The following is a 15,426-nucleotide window of genomic DNA, read 5'->3' as shown; positions in this document are numbered from 1 at the left end:
TGCCGTCCCGACCGCGGATTATGGCAAGACCCGCTTGTAGACCGGGCCCCAGGACGGGTGGCCCTGCTCGGAGCGGCTCAGCGCGAAGGCCGGATCGGCCTTGCGGGCTTCGCGGAAGGCGTTCTCGCACAGCGGCACGCGGTTGCTGGTGCAGTAGATGAACGCGAGGTACTTCTGCGCGGCCGCCATGTCCTTCGCGGACACGAGCCCGGCCTGCAGCGCGGCGTTGAGCTGCTTCTCGGACTCGGCGTACTGGCCGTCCTCGTACGTGCGGATGCCCGCCAGCAGGGCCTTCTCGGCCGGGCGGGCCGTCACGTCGAGCAGGCCGACCGGGGCCTGCGGCGGTTGCGCGCAGCCCGCGGCGAGCATGAGCACCGCGGTGGAGAGCGACAGCAGCAGGGTCTTGGTCATGATCCGAATCGGTGTTTCACGTTGACGGGTTGGCCCGAGACCACGTTGACGGTGGCCGTGAACGGCGGGAATTCGTCGTTGCGGATCACCACGGTGTGGCGGCCTTCGGGCAGGTTGAGTTCGTTGAGCGGCGGGGCGGTACCGACCGAGCGGCCATCCACCTCGACGTTGCCCCACGGGCTGACGGCGATGCGCACGGTGCCGGTGGCGGCCACGGCCGGCGTGGCGGCCTTTTCGGCGCGTTCGCGGGCCTCGCGGGCGCGGCGCTCCTTGGCGGTTTCCTTCGGCGGCTTGGCGGGCTTGGCCTGGGCGACGTCGGCCGCCGGGGGCTTCACGGCCGGGGTGGCGGGCGCCGGAGGTGTGAGCTTGACCGTGGGCAGCGGCGTTTCGGCCGCGGGCGTGGCGGGGACCGCGGTGTTGGCGGCCACGAGGTTCGGGGCGGCGGGGGCCGGGCCGGCGGCCGGCGCCGGATCGGGCAGCGGTGGCACCGCGGAAGCGGGCTCGGCGGCGGCGACCTGCTCGGCGGCCACGGGGGCCGGTGCGGGCTCGGCGGGCGGCGGCGCTTCGGCCGGCGCGGGCTGCGCGGCGGACGCGGTGGGCAACGCGGCCTGCAGGGCCTCGGCCCCGGTGCCGTGCGAGGTGAAGGACCACCAGGCCGCGCCCGCGATGGCGAGGCCCGCGACCCCGGCGGCGGCCCAGGCCAGGCGACGTTTCGACGCGGCGGCGGGGGCTTCGGGGGCCTCGGCATCCTGCTGGGGATGTTCCTCGAGCCAGTGGCGCAGTTCGCGGGACAGCGACCGGGCCGAGCTGAACCGGTCGTCGCGGTTCTTCTGCATGGCGCGGGCAGCGATCTCGGAGAGTGCCTTCGGCACGGTGGCGTCCACCTCGTGCGCGGCCGGCGGTTCGTACTCGAGCACCGAACCGGTGATCTCGGACAGCGTGCTGCCGCGGAACGGGCGCACGTCGGTCAGCAGTTCGTACAGCACCACGCCGAGCGAGAAGACGTCGGTGCGGCGGTCGACGGTGTCGCCGCGGATCTGCTCGGGCGACATGTAGTACGGCGAGCCGCCGACCAGGTCGCCGTCGCCCTGCGCATCGTGCTGGTGCGCGACGCGGGCGATGCCGAAGTCGAGCACGCGCGGCTGCGTGCGCCCGACCATGAAGATGTTGGCGGGCTTGATGTCCCGGTGCACCACACCCTTCGAGTGGGCGTAGGCGAGGGCGTCGGCGACGCGGCGGATCACGAGTGCGGCCTGCGTGGGCGTGGGCCGCCAGCCTTCGAGGCGCAGCTGGCGCAGGTCACGGCCGCGCAGCAGTTCCATCGCGATGTACGGGCCCTGCTCGCTGACGCCGGCGTCGAACACCGTGACGATGTGCGGGTGGCTCAGGCCGCCGGCGGCGCGGGCCTCGTTGAGGAACAGGGCGTTGAACGAATCGCGCTCGTCGGCCGAGATCTCGAGGTTCAGCGTCTTGATGGCGATGAGGCGCGACAGCAGCGGGTCGTGCGCGGCGTAGACGCGGCCGAGGCCACCCTCGCCGATCTGGTACTTGAGGGCGTAGCGGCCGATGTGGCCGATGGTGGAGAGCTGGTCGGTGGCGACGACGGCCTTCGCGGGCTGGGTGCCGGGTTGGCTTTCAGGGTCGCCGTTGGGGCTGGCGTAGGTGCGCGCGGCCGGCGTGGCGGACAGACCCAGGTCCGTGTCGCTCCACGGCGCGGAGTCCGGGGCGGATGTCGCGTCGGCAGGGGCTGGCAGGGACGGTTCGGGCTCGGGTCCAGACATGGAAGTGCAAAGGGCGTGGTCCAGCGACCACCACGAACCGAGCTTAGTGCAATGTGCCCGGGCCATGGCACCAAAAAGCACCGGCTTCGTTGATTTCGTAACACACCGACACGAAACACGACGACCTGCAAGGACTTCGATGCGCCTGCCCCACGGAGGGGTGTGAAAAAAGTCCAGCGGCCTCGCAGAGGCCTGGGACAAAAAAGTCCAGGGGCCTCGGGAGGCGCCTGGACTGGTTCGCGACAGCAGCGTGGTTTCCGGGTCAGCGCCTCGAGGCCTTGAAGGCTTCGACTTCGACGGCACGCAGGTCCACGGCGGCCTTGTCGAGCACGCCGTTCACGTACTTGTGGCCGTCGGTGCCGCCGAAGCTCTTGGCGAGCTCCACGGCCTCGTTGATGGCGACCTTGTACGGGATGTCGATGCAGTGCTTGAGTTCGTACGCACCGATCATCAGCACGCCGTGCTCGATGGGGGACAGCAGATTCGTCTGGCGGTCGACGTGGCGCTTGAGCACGCCGTCGAGGTCCGCGGCTTCGGCGATGCAGCCGTGCAGCAGCGCCTCGAAGTGGGCGGGGTCGCACTTCTCGAAGCCCTCCTGCTCGCGCATGTGGGCGTCGATCACGGCGGCCTCGGTGCCCGAGATCAGCCATTCATAGAGGCCTTGCAGGGCCACCTCGCGCGAGCGGCGGCGGGCCGACTTCGGCGCGGCGGCCTTCGGGGTGCCGCGGGCGGCGGGTTTCTTCTTCGGGGTGTCGGTCACGAAAGGTCTTCCAGCAGATTGGCCATTTCCACGGCCACACGGGCGGCGTCGCGCCCTTTTTCTTCGGCGCGTGCCCACGCCTGTTCCTCGTTCTCGACGGTCAGGATCGCGTTGGCGATGGGCAGCTCGTGGTCGAGGGCGATGCGGGTCACGCCGGCGCCGCTCTCGTTGGCCACGAGTTCGAAGTGGTAGGTCTCGCCGCGGATGATGCAGCCGAGGGCGACGAGGGCGTCGAACCGGCCGCTCTCGGCCATCGCGTTGAGCGCGATGGGCACTTCGAGGGCGCCGGGCACGGTCACGTGCTTGATGTGCTTGGCCGACACGCCCAGCGCCACCAGTTCGTCGATGCACGACGTGGCGAGCTGTTGCGTGAGCTTCTCGTTGAAGCGGGCCTGCACGATGCCGATGCGCAGGTCGGTTCCATCCAGATCGGTGGCCTGGCCCTTGTCAGCAGCTTGCATGGGTGGGGTCCTCGGGAAAAAGGGGTGCGGGGATCACGTCAGGTCACTCGGCCGCGACGAAGCCGGTCACCTCGAGGCCGAAGCCGGTCATGCTCGGCATGCGGCGCGGGCTGCCGAGGAGCTTCATGCGCGAGACGCCGAGTTCGCGGAGGATCTGGGCGCCGACGCCGTAGATGCGCAGGTCCATCTGGCCGCGCGGCGCGGCCGGGGTCTCCTCGACCTGGAGGCGCGACAGCAGCGACTTCGCATCGTCGCCGCAGTTGAGCAGCACCGCGACGCCGCGGCCCGAGGCCTGCAGCGCGGCGAGGGCCTTCGGCAGCGGCCACGAGTGGCCGCAGGCGCCGGCGTCGAGCAGGTCGAGCACCGAGAGCGGTTCGTGCACGCGCACGAGCACCTCGTCGCCCGAGTCGACCGGGCCGTGGCTCAGCGCGAGGTGCACGCCGCCGGTGCGGTCGCGGAACGTGGTGCAGGTGAAGTCGCCCTGGGCGGTGTGCATGACCCGCTGGCCGAGCCGCTCGATGAGCGATTCGTTGCGGCTGCGGTAGCCGATCAGGTCGGCGATGGTGCCGATCTTGAGGCCGTGTTCCTTCGCGAAGACCTCGAGGTCGGGCAGGCGGGCCATGGTGCCGTCGTCCTTCATGATCTCGCAGATCACGGAGGTGGGGCTCAGGCCGGCCATGCCGGCGAGGTCGCAGCCGGCTTCGGTGTGGCCGGCGCGCATGAGCACGCCGCCGTCCTGCGCCTGCAGCGGGAAGATGTGGCCGGGCTGCACCAGGTCGGACGCCTGCGCGTCCTTCGCGACGGCGGCCTGCACGGTGCGGGCGCGGTCGGCGGCGGAGATGCCGGTGGTCACCCCGGTGGCGGCCTCGATCGAGACCGTGAACGCGGTGCCGTGCTGCGTGCCGTTGCGCCGGGTCATGGGCGGCAGCTGGAGCCGCTCGCAGCGCTCGCGCGGGAGCGTGAGGCAGATCAGGCCGCGGCCGAAGCGGGCCATGAAGTTGATGGCCTCGGGCGTCACGTGGTCGGCGGCCAGCACGAGGTCGCCCTCGTTCTCGCGGTCTTCCTCGTCGACGAGGATGACCATGCGGCCGGCGGCCAGTTCGGCGACCAGTTCAGGGATGGGTGAAATCGGCATCCCGGGATTTTAGCCGGAGGGCCTTCAACGCCGCTTCCTCACAACCCGTCATCCCGACGGGCGCCGGGATCCACTGCCGGTGGGGCGCGCCATGGGGACGGTGGACCCCGGCGTTCGCCGGGTGACCGGTGGTGGGTCAGCCCACCGTGCGCAGCGAGAGGATCCGTTCGGTGTATCGCGCGATCTGGTCGATCTCGAGGTTCACCCGGCTGCCCGCCTCCAGCTGGCCCAGCGTGGTGTGTTCCAGCGTGTGGGGGATCAGGTTGATGCTGAACTCGCAGCCGGTGGCACGGTCTTCGGTGCGGTTCACGGTGAGGCTCACGCCGTTGACGGTGATGGAGCCCTTGTAGACGAGGTAGCGGGCGAGGTCGGTCGGGGCTTCGATGCGCAGTTCCCACGATTCGCCCACCGGGGCGAAATGGGTGACGGTGCCGACGCCGTCGACGTGGCCGCTGACCAGGTGGCCGCCCAGGCGGTCGCTGGGACGCAGGGCCTTCTCGAGGTTGACGGGGCCTTCGGTGGCGAGGCCGGCGGTCTTGTCGAGGCTTTCGGCGGAGATGTCGATGGTGAAGCGGCGGACCGCGGGGTCGAAGGTGGTGACCGTCATGCAGGCGCCGTTCAGCGCGATGCTGTCGCCGAGCTGCACGTCGTCGAGGTAGGCCGCGGGGGTCTCGATCGTCAGCCGCTTGCCGTGGGACGGGTCCGCGCCGAGGGCCTCGACGGCGGTGATGCGGCCGAGGCCGGTGATGATGCCTGTGAACATGGTGGTGGGTCGTGAAGGTGGGTCAGGGGCGGGCCAGCACGCGCAGGTCGGTGCCGACACGCTCGACGTCGTGGAACTGTAGCGTCACGGCGTCGCCCAGGTCGGTCAGCGGGCCAAAGGTGGCGAGGTCGCGCCCCCGGCCCAGGAGTTTCGGGGCGAGGTAGACGAGGTATTCGTCGACGAGGCGCTGCTGCGCGAAGGCGCCGCTCAGCGTGCGCCCCGCCTCGACGTGCAGTTCGTTGATGCCGCGCTCGCCCAGCAGGCGCAGCACGGTGGGCAGGTCGACGCGGCCGTCGGGGGCCGGGGCCTCGACGATCTCGGCGCCGCGGGCGCGCAGCGCATCGGCCCGGGCGGCATCGGCGCGGGCGGCGACGATCAGCACGGAGCCCGGGGCGTCGAGGATGCGGGCCTCGGGTGGTGTGGCCAGCTGCGAATCGAGGACCACGCGCAGCGGCTGGCGGGGCGTGTCGACCAGGCGCACGTCGAGGCGCGGGTTGTCGTCGCGCACGGTGCCCACGCCGGTGAGCACGGCGCCCGCGCGGCGGCGCCAGGCGTGGCCGTCGGTGCGGGCCGCTTCGCCGGTGATCCACTGGCTGACGCCGTTCTCGAGGGCCGAGCGCCCGTCGAGGGACACCGCCGCCTTCAGCCGCACCCACGGTCGGCCGCGCTGCATGCGCGAGAAGAAGCCGATGTTGAGTTCCCGGGACTCGTCGCCCCCGAGGCCCACGTCCACCCGGATGCCCGCTGCGCGCAGGCGCGCATGGCCCTGGCCGGAGACGAGCACGTTCGGGTCCTCGATGGCCGCGACGACGCGGCCGAGGCCCGCGGCCACCAGGGCGTCGCAGCAGGGTGGCGTGCGGCCGTGGTGCGAGCAGGGCTCCAGCGTCACGTACGCGGTGGCCCCGCGCACGTCTTCGCCCCGTGCCGCGGCGTCGCGCAGCGCCATCACCTCGGCATGGGGGCCGCCGGCCTGCTGCGTGTGACCCTGGCCCAGCACCCGGCCGGCCGCGTCGGTGATGACACAGCCGACGCGGGGGTTCGGTTCGGTGAGCGCGATGGCCTGGCGCGCGAGCGCGAGGGCCTGCCGCATCGCCGCCTGGTCGGCGGGGGACGGGTCGGGAAAGGACGGGCTGGGAAGGGTCACGGCTGGTGCGGAACGGTGTCGGCCAAGCCGACATTGTGAGGGGCGTGGGGACCGGGTGGTCCGGCCGGGCAGTCCTGGTCGCCGCGCACCACGAGGAAGTTCTGCTGCACGAGGGAGATGGTGACGTCCGTGTACGTGGCCGGGTGCTCCTCGTTGCGGTCGATGGCACCGCTGCCGTCGAGGTCGGCGGTGTAGCGGCACACGCGTTGGTGGTCGCGGTGCAGGCCGAGGCGCCAGCCCGAGGGAACCACCTCGAGTCGACCCGACCAGCCGGCGCCATGCGCGGGCAGGGGCACGACGCAGGTGTACCGGGCGAACCGTTCCGCGGGTGAGTCGGCGGTGTCGGGTGCGATGGCGATGGATTCGACCGAGCAGGTGGCCGGGGCCGCGGGCGCATCCAGCGTGAGGGCCACCTCGAACGGGCGCGGCGGGTCGCCCGGCGTGCGCGGGTCGGGCGGGGCCGTCGCGGAGAAGCGCACGTGGCCGGTGAGCCATCGTCCCTGGAACGGCTCGCAGCCGGTGGGGGCGCGGTCGGGCGGCGGGGTGGTGGCGCAGGCGGCCACGATGTCGCCGGTGAGGCCATCGACCAGGAACGCGAGGCCGTCCGGGTGACCCGGCGCCGAGCCCGGTGACCAGAGGTGATGGCCTGCCCCGGCCTCGCGGGCGCCCTCCGGGATGGCGGCGTGGCGCCCGTGCGGCCCGGCCACGGGGCCGGGGAATGCGCGGTGCACCAGCAGCGCGGCATGCAGTGGCAGGGCGCTGTCGATCGCGGTGGGAACGAACACCTGGCGCGGCGCACCCTGGCGGTCGGACCAGCGAACCTCGACGGCGCCGAGTTTCATCGGGGCGTCGGCATCGGCCGCGAAGGCGGTGTGCACGGTGAACCGCGTGGCGGCGGTGTCCACCACGCGGGTCGACGGGCCGATGGCATCGAACCCGTCCAGCCCGGCTTCGGTGACCGGGGCGGTGAAGGCGCGCAGGCGTTCGAGGGTGTCGCGCGCGAGTTGCACGGCCTGCTGGCGCTCGTGCAGCTCGCCGGCGTCGGCATGGGCCCGGGCCTGCTGGTGCAGTGTGGCGAACAGCGCGAGCGACAGCAGCGCGAACGCCACCAGCGCTTCGAGCAGGGCGATGCCGCGGGAGCTGCCCTTCCGACCTCTCATTCGAAGTCCCTCCAGCTGCCGGGGATCCGCACGAAGGTGCCGGTGCGGTGATGCAGGGCCTGCAGCGTGGGCAGGTCGTGGCGGACCCGCGTGGTGCCGCTGCCCGCGAGGTCACCTTCGGCCACGACGGCGCCGGTGATCTCGGCCGATCCGGGCGAGTCCCATCGGGGCGACCGGGCCCACACGAGCCCGTGGACGTGCACCTCGGCGGCGAGGTGCACGGGCCCGTCGACCACCAGCAGCACCGGGCGCTCCGGGGTGCCGAGCGTGGAGGGCGCCGCGAGGTGCAGCCCGCCCGCGAGCCACAGCATCGGGTGGTGCACCCGGGGGCCGAGCATCGTGTGCAGTGCCGTGTCGCACGGGGTGCTGCACGGGACCTCGCGCACGGCGGGCAGGGCGCGCCAGCCGGCCGGGTCCATGTGGAACTGGCGCGCGAAGGCCGCGGCAGGCGCGGTGGCCTGCAGCGACGGGTCGGCCGCGGACAGCAGCGACGACCGCGGCGCGCCCGGAGGGCCCTGGACGTCCAGGCGGCCGGCGTTCAGGGCCCCGCCCGTGCGCACGGCCAGCGTGCCGGGCCGGACGCCGGCGGCGACGGACCAGGCCGCGTCGCCCAGGTCGAGGCGGCCGTGGACGGTCAGCGCGGCGGCCGGTGGGTGGGCCAGTGCCGGGAGGTGGCCCACCGAAACGACCGCATGGGCCCGCGCGTCGGCCCCGGCACCCTCGGGGCCGCCGCAGTCGGAGGCCCAGCCGCTGCAGCCGGTGGCGGTGAGGCGCATCACGTCGGACGGGGTGTCCGTGTCCAGCCGCACCGAAAACGCGGCGTGGGGCGGCGGGGCGGCATGCGGAGGTGTGGCGCCGGACGTGGTGCAGCGGCATGTCCACCCGGCCTCGCGGATCGCGCAGGCGGCGGAGTGGGCTGACGGGCTCCAGGCACCGTCGTCACCGGGGTCGCCCGCGAACGTCTCGCGGAACGTGGGGCCCGTGCTGCCCGGTTCGGGCCGGCAGGCGGTGTCGACCGGCGTGCCCGCGTTCAGCCGGCCGAGCAGCCAGTCGATGCCGGCGTCGGCGGCCTCGGCCGCGATGGCGGCGCGCTGCTGGTTGGCCGCGAGGCGCCGGCTGGTGAGCAGATGGCCGTGCACGACACCGGCCAGCAGCAGGAGCACGCCGGCCACCGTGAGCACGACGGAGAGTGCGGCACCGCCGCGAATGCGCGCGGCGGTCATGGCGGGCAGGCCCCCACGCGCTGGTCGTTCCGAAGCCGGACATGCCCGGCCGCGCGCCGCACCGGCGAGCCGGGCTGGGGCAGCGTGGCCTCGATGGCCACGTCGAACCCCAGCGTGCGGACCCGGGGCGGGCAGGCGGGGTCGTCGCCGGGGCACGGCCGGGGGCACACCGCGCCGAACGGGCGCTCCTGCGCGCGGGGGGCGATGTGCAGTGCGGTGACGTGCAGCCGCGACGGGTCGGTGAGCGGCTGCCAGCGGCCGTTGCCGAGTTCGATGTCGAGCACGTTCTGGCGCAGGCGGAAGCCGAACTGCTCGTGGCTGGCGACGGTGTTGGCGTCGTCGGGCGGGTGGCCGGGACTCGAGTAGGTGAACCGCAGCGTGTCGGGTGACCCCTCGGTGAGGCCGTGGGGATTGGCCGCCGGGTCCGGGGCGCCGGGGCGCCAGACGCCGTCCCGTGCCGCGTGGGCCCAGTACCCGGCGCGGCGCAGATGGCGGGCCATGAGGTGGGCGGTGGCGTGGAGGTCCTGGTCGAGGCGGTCTTCGAGGAGCAGGCGGCGGGTGTCCCGGGCCTGCTGGACGAGGGCGGCCAGCGCGACGGCGGCGACGAACAGGCCGAGGGCCAGGCCCACCATCAGCTCGGCGAGGGACAGGCCGTGCTGGTGCCGGCGTGAGAGCGGAGGGCGCCACATCACCGGCTCCAGCACCGGCGGTTGGCGGGCTCGAGGTTTTCCGTCCCGGCCGCGGTGTGCGACCGCAGGGACGTGTGGGCCTGTTCCAGGCGGAGCACCAGCACGGCACAGCCCGTGTCGGCCCGCTGGCCGCCCTGTGCCTCGGCCCGCAGCAGGTAGCCGGCCGCGTCCGGGTCGAGCACGCTCAGGCGGTAGTGGCCCTCGGGCGACGTGGCCGGCGCGTCCAGTTCGGCCGCGGTGGCGTAGCCGGGGTGGTCGCTGCGCCAGCGGGCCTGGTGCTGCTGCAGCTGCATGAGCGCCAGATGCCCGTCGACGCGGCGTGCCCGCAGCCAGTGGGTGTGGAAGGCCGGCCAGGCGAACAGCGCGAGCACGGCGACGATGACCAGCACCACCAGGACCTCGACCAGCGTGAAGCCGCGGGCCCGCACGTCAGCACGCCGCATGGCCCGCCACCGTGCCGCCCGGCGAACACGAGCGCACGCGGCCCATGACGCTGACGATCTGGTTCACCGCGGCGCCCGACGGGCTGCTCAGCTGGAAGGTGCCCGCGGGCGTGCAGGTGCCCAGCTGCGGGTCGAAGTGGAGCGACGTGGCCGGGGCCTGCAGCGTGAGCCGCCGCGAGGCCGGCAGGTCGACCTGGCGCAGCCACGAAGCTTCACCCGTGCAACGGGCGCTGCATGAACACGCGGAGGCCGGGCCGGTGTGCACGAGGTAGCACGTGCCGAGCGCCCCGTCGGACAGCACGGACAGGCGGACCGGCTCGTTGCGCACCACGGCTTCGGAGCGCGCGAACTGCAGGTCGTGGGCGAGGGCGGTGGCGGCGGCGTCGAGGCGCCAGCGGTCGACCAGGGACTGCAGCGGCGGCCCTGCGAGCAGCGCAAGCACCGCCAGCAGGGCCAGCACCATGAGGGCCTCGACGAGCGTGAAGCCGCGCGGGTGGGACGGAGAGAGGGCGTGGAAGGGCATGCCCTCCACTGTAGGAACCGCCCGCGATGCACCGGCCGAGGCGGCCGGGTCCTAACCCGTGACGTGCACAGGGGGTGCGGAGGCGAGGTTCAGATGTCGCGGATCAGTTGCCTGAACTCGTCGACGTCCTCGAAGCTGCGGTAGACCGAGGCGAAGCGGACGTATGCGACCTTGTCGATGCGCTTGAGCTCGCGCATGACGTATTCGCCGAGGCGCGTGGACGGGACTTCCTTCGTGCCGCTGTTGAGCAGCTTGTCCTGGATGCGTTCCATCGCCGCGTCGATCTGCTCGACGCTCACCGGCCGCTTGCGCAGCGCGAGGCTCATCGAGGCGCGGATCTTCGAGGGATCGAACTCCGCCCGCGTGCCGTCCTTCTTGACGACGTGGGGCATCGCGATCTCGGCGCGTTCGTACGTGGTGAAGCGCTTGTCGCAGCTCTGGCACCGGCGGCGTCGGCGCACGACGTCGCCCTCGTCGGACTCGCGCGTCTCGACGACCTGGGTTTCCTCGTGGCTGCAGAAGGGGCAACGCATCGTGGCGGGGCGGGTGCGGACGACCGGCGCGCGCGAACGCGCGCCGGTCGTGGACAGGTCAGCGGTAGACCGGGAAGTCGCGCGTCAGTGCCGCGACCTTGGCGCGCACGGCGGCCAGGTTGGCTTCGTCGTGCGGGTTGTCGAGCACGTCGGCGATCAGGTTGGCGGTGGCCCGCGCCTGTTCTTCCTTGAAGCCCCGCGTGGTGAACGCCGGCGAACCCAGGCGGATGCCGCTGGTGATCATCGGCTTCTGCGGGTCGTTCGGGATGCCGTTCTTGTTGCAGGTCATGTGGGCCAGGCCCAGGATGGCCTCGGCTTCCTTGCCCGTCAGGTTCTTCGGGCGCAGGTCGACCAGCATCACGTGGCTTTCCGTGCGGCCGCTGACGATCCGCAGGCCGCGCTGCACCAGCGTCTCGGCCAGCACGGCGGCGTTCTTCACGACCTGCTGCTGGTAGGCCTTGAACTCGGGCGACAGGGCTTCCTTGAAGGCCACGGCCTTCGCGGCGATGACGTGCATCAGCGGGCCGCCCTGGATGCCGGGGAAGATCGCGCTGTTGATCTTCTTCGCGATGTCTTCGTTGTTCGTCAGGATGACGCCACCGCGCGGGCCGCGCAGGCTCTTGTGCGTGGTGGACGTGACGACGTCGGCGAACGGCACCGGGTTCGGGTACACGCCCGCGGCGATCAGGCCGGCGTAGTGGGCCATGTCGACCATGAAGTACGCGCCGACGGCCTTGGCCACCTTGGCGAAACGTTCGAAGTCGATGCGCAGGCTGTAGGCCGAGGCGCCGGCGATGATCAGCTTGGGCTTGTGCTCGTGGGCCAGGCGTTCCATCGCGTCGTAGTCGATGGCTTCGTTGGCGTCGAGGCCGTAGCTGACGACCTTGAACCACTTGCCGCTCATGTTGAGCTGCATGCCGTGGGTCAGGTGGCCGCCTTCGGCGAGGCTCATGCCCATGATGGTGTCGCCCGGCTGCAGCAGGCCGAAGAACACGCCCTGGTTGGCCTGCGAGCCCGAGTTCGGCTGCACGTTGGCGAAGCCGGCGCCGTAGATCTGCTTCAGGCGGTCGATGGCGAGCTGTTCGGCGATGTCCACGTACTCGCAGCCACCGTAGTAGCGCTTGCCGGGGTAGCCCTCGGCGTACTTGTTCGTGAGCTGCGTGCCCTGCGCGGCCATGACGGCCGGCGACGCGTAGTTCTCGGACGCGATCAGCTCGATGTGGTCTTCCTGGCGCTGGTTCTCGTTCTGGATGACGGCCCAGAGTTCGGGATCGACGGAAGCGATGGTGGATTGGGAACGGTCGAACATGGTGTGGCAGTCCTCTTGGAAAAGAAGTCCCGGGTGGAACACCTGCCGAAGGGTTCGCGGTGGAACCTCGTTGGCAAACGATCACAGGGCTGCCCAGGCGAACGGCTGAAACGACGGGGGCTGTTGCCCCTGCCGCCTGCGCTTCCCGGTGGTTCACCACCTCAGGCTCGCGAACGCTCGGTTCGTGACGCCCCATCGCCAGTTGCGCAGGTGACGGAGTGTACCGCGAGGCGCCCCTGGCGCCAAACCGCGGGTCAGTTCAGCAGGGCGACCTTGTCGCCCACCGGGGCGTGCGAGGCGCTCGTGCGCACGACGGCATCGGCGGCCGGTTCGGCGGCGGGCGCCTCGACCGGGTCGTTGGCCACGGCCGTGACCGGCGGCGGCGAGCCCAGCGGGGCGTTGACCGGCACGTGGCCGCCACCGGAGATGGCGCGCAGGTGGGCCTGCTCGGCCAGCACCTTCCAGGCGTAGCCGCCGTCGTCGGCGAGGTTGGCCGCGCCCACGTAGAAGCGCAGGCCGCCTTCGATGCTTCCGGCGCGGGCGATGCATTCCTTCAGCACGCGCACGCCGACACGCAGGTTCGTCACCGGGTCGAACGCGGCGTGGTTGCCGCCGAACGGTTCGTACTTGTCGTCGTGGACGCGGGTCATGACCTGCATCAGGCCCTGGGCGCCCACCGGGCTCTGGGCGAACGGGTTGAAGCTCGACTCGATGGCCATGATGGCCAGGATCAGCGTGGGCTCGAGGTTGGTCTTCGCACCGACGGTCCAGGCCTCCTTCACGAGGCGGCTCACGGGTTCGGGCGCGACCTTGTAGCGGCGCGAGATCCAGACCGCCACGGCGGCCTGCTGCTTCGTGAGGTCCTTCAGGTCGGCCGCGGTGGCACGCAGGATGGCGTCGGGTTCGTTGAAGGCGGCGAGCGCCTCGATGGTGCCTTCGGTGCGGGCCTCGTGGCGGGCCTGCAGCCAGCCGAGTGCCTGGGATTCGAACGAGGCGCGCAGGTCGGCGCGTCCGGCGGCGAACACCAGCAGCGCCACCAGGGCGAAGCCGACGAGCGCGAAGGTGTTGTGGCTGACTTCCAGCAGGCCGTGGCCCACGTCGCGCAGGAACACCTGGGTGCCCCGTGCGACGGATTGAGCCGCACCCATGACGGGGGCGGTTCGTTGACGAATGGTCTTCATGTCACTCCTGTCCTCATCGCCATCATCCCGCGCATGGCCCCAGGTAGGGACCCCTCGCGCAAGGGGGACAGCGATAATCTGCCGCATCGCCCCGGGCTCGGTCCGAACGGTGCCGGACCCCGCGCCAATGCGGCTTCTTCTCAGTGAGTGCCCCTCGTTCACGTCAACGAACTGGGGCACGGGTAATCCCTGATCTGTGTCAGAGTGCGCGGATTCTAGGAAGACGATTTCTAATGAGTCAAGAATATGAAAACCATCTCTCATAACTCAAAAGCATGAAATACCGCGATTTGCGTGACTTCATGGCGGGTCTGGAGCGGGACGGCGAACTTCGTCGGATTGCGGACCCTGTATCCACGCGGCTTGAAATGACAGCGGTCAGTGACAAGGTGTTGCGGGCCGGGGGCCCGGCGCTCTGGTTCCAGAACCCGACGGGTTACAAAATTTCGGCCTTGACGAACCTGTTCGGAACGACAGGGCGGGTGGCCCGGGGCATGGGCGCCAAGGACCTGACGGAACTCCGGGACGTGGGCCGGGTGCTCGCGAGCCTCAAGGAACCCGAACCGCCGCGCGGCCTGAAGGACACCGGCCGCCTGCTGCAGATGGCCAAGGCGCTGTGGGACATGAAGCCCGCCTCCGTGCGCAAGGCGCCGTGCCAGGAGGAGGTGCTCCAGGGCAGCGAGGTGGACCTGGACGAACTGCCGGTGCAGACGTGCTGGCCGGGCGATGCGGGCCCCCTGATCACGTGGGGCCTGGTGATCACGCGCGGTCCGCAGTCGGTCGCGAACCCCCGGCGCCGCCAGAACCTCGGCATCTACCGCCAGCAGGTGATCGGCCGCCGCCAGGTGATCATGCGCTGGCTCGCCCACCGGGGCGGCGCGCTCGACTTCCGCGACTTCGCCCGCGTGAACCCGGGGCAGCCGTTCCCCATCGCCGTGGCGCTCGGGGCGGACCCGGCCACCATCCTCGGTGCCGTGACCCCGGTGCCCGACACGCTCTCCGAATACCAGTTCGCCGGCCTGCTGCGCGGCGGACGCACCGAGGTGGTCGACACCGGCGTGGGCGAGGCCGGCACGATGCTGCAGGCCCCGGCTTCGGCCGAGATCGTGCTCGAGGGGCACATTCCCCCGGCCGAGCCGGGCTGGACCGGCGTGAGCGAACGCGGCGTGCCGATGAAGGAGATCGGCGGCTACCTGCACGCCCTGGAGGGCCCGTTCGGCGACCACACCGGCTACTACAACGAGCAGGACTGGTTCCCGGTGTTCGAGGTCACGCGCCTCACGCGCCGGCACGACCCCATCTACCACTCCACCTACACGGGCAAGCCGCCGGACGAACCCGCCGTGCTGGGCGTGGCGCTGAACGAGGTGTTCGTGCCCATCCTGCAGAAGCAGTTTCCCGAGATCACCGACTTCTACCTGCCGCCCGAGGGCTGCAGCTACCGGATGGCGATCATCAGCATCCGCAAGAGCTACCCCGGCCATGCGAAGCGCCTGATGTTCGGCGTGTGGAGCTTCCTGCGCCAGTTCATGTACACGAAGTTCATCGTGGTGACGGACGACGACGTGGACATCCGCAGCTGGCAGGAGGTGATCTGGGCGATCACCACCCGCATGGACCCGGTGCGCGACACCACGCTGGTGGAGCACACGCCCATCGACTACCTGGACTTCGCGTCACCAGTGAGCGGCCTCGGCGGCAAGATGGGGCTGGACGCCACGAACAAGTGGCCGGGCGAGACGGCGCGCGAATGGGGGCGCACCATCGCGATGGACGCGGACGTGGAGGCGCGTGTAGCGCATCTGTTCGACGCCGTGATGAAACCTTCGAACCGAGGCGGGGTTATCCATAGAGACGGCGACCTTGCAAGCCGGGGCGCCAGCGCCTAACTTCTAGTCACCTGCCACGCA

16 protein-coding genes and 1 riboswitch are annotated in these 15,426 nt (G+C 71.5%); of the genes, 1 reads left to right on the top strand and 15 read right to left on the bottom strand.

Annotated elements, in window-relative coordinates; all coding sequences use genetic code 11:
• Positions 1–18: 18 nt before the first annotated feature.
• From A4W93_RS19910 to A4W93_RS19845, 15 genes are all read right to left on the bottom strand, one after another.
• The gene (locus A4W93_RS19910) at positions 19–411 is read right to left on the bottom strand and encodes a TssQ family T6SS-associated lipoprotein (RefSeq protein ID WP_169726565.1); all 393 of its coding nucleotides are present in this window, start codon (positions 409–411) and stop codon (positions 19–21) included.
• Positions 408–2,192: a serine/threonine-protein kinase gene (locus tag A4W93_RS30635; RefSeq protein WP_085752262.1), complete on the bottom strand. Its 1,785-nt coding sequence runs from the start codon at positions 2,190–2,192 to the stop codon at positions 408–410. The genes A4W93_RS19910 and A4W93_RS30635 overlap by 4 nt, the downstream gene beginning before the upstream one ends.
• Positions 2,193–2,454: 262 nt before the next feature.
• Entirely contained in the window at positions 2,455–2,952 is a 498-nt protein-coding gene (nusB, locus tag A4W93_RS19900; protein WP_085752261.1) for a transcription antitermination factor NusB, read from the bottom strand.
• A complete protein-coding gene (gene ribH / locus A4W93_RS19895; RefSeq protein ID WP_085752260.1) occupies positions 2,949–3,413 on the bottom strand; it encodes a 6,7-dimethyl-8-ribityllumazine synthase in 465 nt (154 codons plus the stop codon). Before ribH ends, nusB begins: the two co-directional genes overlap by 4 nt.
• Before the next feature lie 43 nt (positions 3,414–3,456).
• Complete coding sequence (gene ribBA / locus A4W93_RS19890) at positions 3,457–4,548, bottom strand: bifunctional 3,4-dihydroxy-2-butanone-4-phosphate synthase/GTP cyclohydrolase II (RefSeq protein ID WP_085752259.1); 1,092 nt, start codon at positions 4,546–4,548, stop codon at positions 3,457–3,459.
• A 136-nt stretch (positions 4,549–4,684) separates the two neighbouring features.
• Positions 4,685–5,311: a riboflavin synthase gene (locus tag A4W93_RS19885; RefSeq protein ID WP_085752258.1), complete on the bottom strand. Its 627-nt coding sequence runs from the start codon at positions 5,309–5,311 to the stop codon at positions 4,685–4,687.
• Between the two features lie 22 nt (positions 5,312–5,333).
• Entirely contained in the window at positions 5,334–6,401 is a 1,068-nt protein-coding gene (gene ribD, locus A4W93_RS19880) for a bifunctional diaminohydroxyphosphoribosylaminopyrimidine deaminase/5-amino-6-(5-phosphoribosylamino)uracil reductase RibD (protein WP_085754249.1), read from the bottom strand.
• 50 nt (positions 6,402–6,451) lie between these two features.
• Positions 6,452–7,615 (bottom strand): PilV family protein, encoded by a 1,164-nt coding sequence (locus tag A4W93_RS19875; RefSeq protein ID WP_085752257.1) that lies wholly within the window; start codon positions 7,613–7,615, stop codon positions 6,452–6,454.
• Positions 7,612–8,838 carry a hypothetical protein gene (locus A4W93_RS29775; protein ID WP_099959942.1) on the bottom strand — a complete coding sequence of 409 codons (1,227 nt, stop codon included), beginning with the start codon at positions 8,836–8,838 and terminating at the stop codon, positions 7,612–7,614. Before A4W93_RS29775 ends, A4W93_RS19875 begins: the two co-directional genes overlap by 4 nt.
• On the bottom strand, positions 8,835–9,527 hold the full coding sequence (locus A4W93_RS19870) for a prepilin-type N-terminal cleavage/methylation domain-containing protein (RefSeq protein ID WP_085752256.1): 693 nt from the start codon (positions 9,525–9,527) through the stop codon (positions 8,835–8,837). The genes A4W93_RS29775 and A4W93_RS19870 overlap by 4 nt, the downstream gene beginning before the upstream one ends.
• Positions 9,527–9,970 (bottom strand): type IV pilin protein, encoded by a 444-nt coding sequence (locus A4W93_RS19865; protein ID WP_085754248.1) that lies wholly within the window; start codon positions 9,968–9,970, stop codon positions 9,527–9,529. The genes A4W93_RS19870 and A4W93_RS19865 overlap by 1 nt, the downstream gene beginning before the upstream one ends.
• Complete coding sequence (locus A4W93_RS19860; RefSeq protein WP_085754247.1) at positions 9,957–10,493, bottom strand: GspH/FimT family pseudopilin; 537 nt, start codon at positions 10,491–10,493, stop codon at positions 9,957–9,959. Before A4W93_RS19860 ends, A4W93_RS19865 begins: the two co-directional genes overlap by 14 nt.
• Positions 10,494–10,582: 89 nt before the next feature.
• The gene (nrdR, locus tag A4W93_RS19855; RefSeq protein WP_085752255.1) at positions 10,583–11,026 is read right to left on the bottom strand and encodes a transcriptional regulator NrdR; all 444 of its coding nucleotides are present in this window, start codon (positions 11,024–11,026) and stop codon (positions 10,583–10,585) included.
• A gap of 58 nt (positions 11,027–11,084) precedes the next feature.
• The gene (gene glyA / locus A4W93_RS19850) at positions 11,085–12,335 is read right to left on the bottom strand and encodes a serine hydroxymethyltransferase (protein ID WP_085752254.1); all 1,251 of its coding nucleotides are present in this window, start codon (positions 12,333–12,335) and stop codon (positions 11,085–11,087) included.
• 84 nt (positions 12,336–12,419) lie between these two features.
• Positions 12,420–12,551: riboswitch (ZMP/ZTP riboswitch) on the bottom strand.
• A 38-nt stretch (positions 12,552–12,589) separates the two neighbouring features.
• Positions 12,590–13,483, bottom strand: a complete 894-nt coding sequence (locus A4W93_RS19845) for a lytic transglycosylase domain-containing protein (RefSeq protein ID WP_085752253.1) — start codon at positions 13,481–13,483, stop codon at positions 12,590–12,592.
• Positions 13,484–13,791: 308 nt separating this feature from the next.
• Here A4W93_RS19845 and A4W93_RS19840 point away from each other — a divergent pair, with 308 nt between their 5' ends.
• Entirely contained in the window at positions 13,792–15,405 is a 1,614-nt protein-coding gene (locus A4W93_RS19840; RefSeq protein WP_085752252.1) for a UbiD family decarboxylase domain-containing protein, read from the top strand.
• Positions 15,406–15,426: the final 21 nt, after the last annotated feature.

Origin of the sequence: Piscinibacter gummiphilus (assembly GCF_002116905.1) — a bacterium.
Taxonomy (GTDB): domain Bacteria; phylum Pseudomonadota; class Gammaproteobacteria; order Burkholderiales; family Burkholderiaceae_C; genus Rhizobacter; species Rhizobacter gummiphilus.
Note: the sequence above shows the minus strand (reverse complement) of the source record. Positions and strands in the feature narration are given on the sequence as shown.